This window comes from Azospirillum sp. B506 (assembly GCF_000333595.1).
Classification (GTDB): Bacteria; Pseudomonadota; Alphaproteobacteria; order Azospirillales; family Azospirillaceae; genus Azospirillum.
On the sequence record NZ_BADK01000024.1, the window covers coordinates 1 to 1,709 of the forward strand.

1 protein-coding gene is annotated in these 1,709 nt (G+C 68.5%); it reads right to left on the reverse strand.

Going from position 1 to position 1,709, the window contains the following annotated elements; all coding sequences use genetic code 11:
• Positions 1-252: 252 nt before the first annotated feature.
• Positions 253-1,593, reverse strand: a complete 1,341-nt coding sequence (locus I71_RS00925) for an HAD-IC family P-type ATPase (protein ID WP_049975852.1) — start codon at positions 1,591-1,593, stop codon at positions 253-255.
• Between the last annotated feature and the right edge of the window lie 116 nt (positions 1,594-1,709).

The window sequence follows — 1,709 nt, forward strand, 5'->3', positions numbered from 1 at the left end:
GTCGAGGGCCTCCACCACCCTGGTCAGGCTTTCGACGACGCCGCGGACGTTTCCATCGCTCGCCTCCATGCGCTGAATGGTGGGGACGGACAGGCCGGACATCTCGGCCAGCGTCTTTGATCGATCCCAAGGAGCGCCCGCGCGGCGCGCAGCTGCGAAGCCGTGATCATCCCCTCACCTCGCCGATACATGCAAATCAGTATCTGACATATATATGATGATGTTTTAAACGTCACTTAAGATGTTTGAAATTCAGGTCATGGCCGACCGCTTCTCCAGCTCCATCAGCAGGAACAGCCCGGCGCCGACGGCAACCATCGCTGCCCAGGCGGCGAGGCCGACCGGCGCCGTGCCGAACAGGGTTTGCAAGGGCGGGGCATAGGTGAAGGCCAGCTGCAGCAGGGTCATCGCCGCAATGGACAGCCAGACCGGCCGGCTGCCGGCGACGGCAGCGCGCAGCCTGCTCCGGCCATGCAGGTCGCGGGCGCTCAGCAGGAAGAAGATCTCCCCCACCACCAGAGCGTTGACGGCGATGGTCCGCGCCTCCTCGATCCCGTCGCCCTGCAGGCGGTGGAAGTGGAAGAAGCCGAAGCTCGACACCACCAGCAGGGCCAGCACCACCAGCATCCGCCGCACCAGCCGGCCGGCCAGGATCGGTTCGTCGCGCGGGCGCGGCGGGCGGGCCATCACACCGGGTTCCGGCGCCTCGAAGGCCAGCGCCAACCCCAAGGTTACGGCGGTCACCATGTTCACCCACAGGATCTGCACCGGCGTGATCGGCAGGATACTGCCCGTCAGCACCGCCAGCAGGATCACCACCGCCTGGGCGCCGTTGGTCGGCAGCATGAACAGGATCGTCTTGCGCAGATTGTCGTAGACGGTCCGCCCCTCCTCCACCGCATGGACGATGGAGGCGAAATTGTCGTCGGCCAGCACCATCGCCGCCACCTCCTTCGCCGCCTCGGTGCCGTTGCGGCCCATGGCGACGCCGATGTCGGCGCGTTTCAGCGCCGGGGCGTCGTTGACGCCGTCGCCGGTCATGGCAACGGTATCACCCGCCGCCTGAAGCGCCGCAATCAGGCGCAGCTTGTGTTCCGGGGTGGTGCGGGCGAAGACACTGTTGGACGCTGCCGCGGCGGCGAAGCCGGTTTCGTCCAGCCGGTCCAGGTCCGGCCCGCTGATGACGCCGTCTGGCAGGCCGAAGCGCCGGCCGATGGCGGCGGCGGTGGCGGCATGGTCGCCGGTGATCATCTTCACCGTGATGCCTGCCTGCCGGCAGGCGGCGACCGCGACCAGCGCCTCCTCCCGCGGCGGATCGATCAGGCCGCAGAGCCCGAGCAGATCCAGCCCTTCCTCCTTCAGATCCTCGTCGACCAGTTCGGACAGGCCAATGGAGGTGCGGCGCATCGCCAGCGCCAGCACCCTCTGTCCCTGCCCGGCCAGTTCGGCGGTCAGCGCGGTCCAGCGCTGCCGGTCCAGCGCCGCGCCGCCGTCGCCGCGCCGTTCCCGCGCACACAGCGCCAGCACCCGTTCCGGAGCCCCCTTCACCACCAGGATGCCATGGCCGGCATGGTCATGGTGCAGGGTCGCCATATATTGTCGTTCGGATTCGAAAGGGAGCGCATCGCGGCGCGGGTATCGCGGCGCCTCTTCGGCCGGGTCAGCCCGCCTTCATCGCCAGCGCCAGCAGCGCCCCGTCGGTCGGGTCG

Excerpts from the sequence above, each read along its gene's own strand:
- I71_RS00925 (WP_049975852.1), bottom strand. The coding sequence starts at position 1,593 with ATGGCGACCCTGCACCATGACCATGCCGGCCATGGCATCCTGGTGGTG.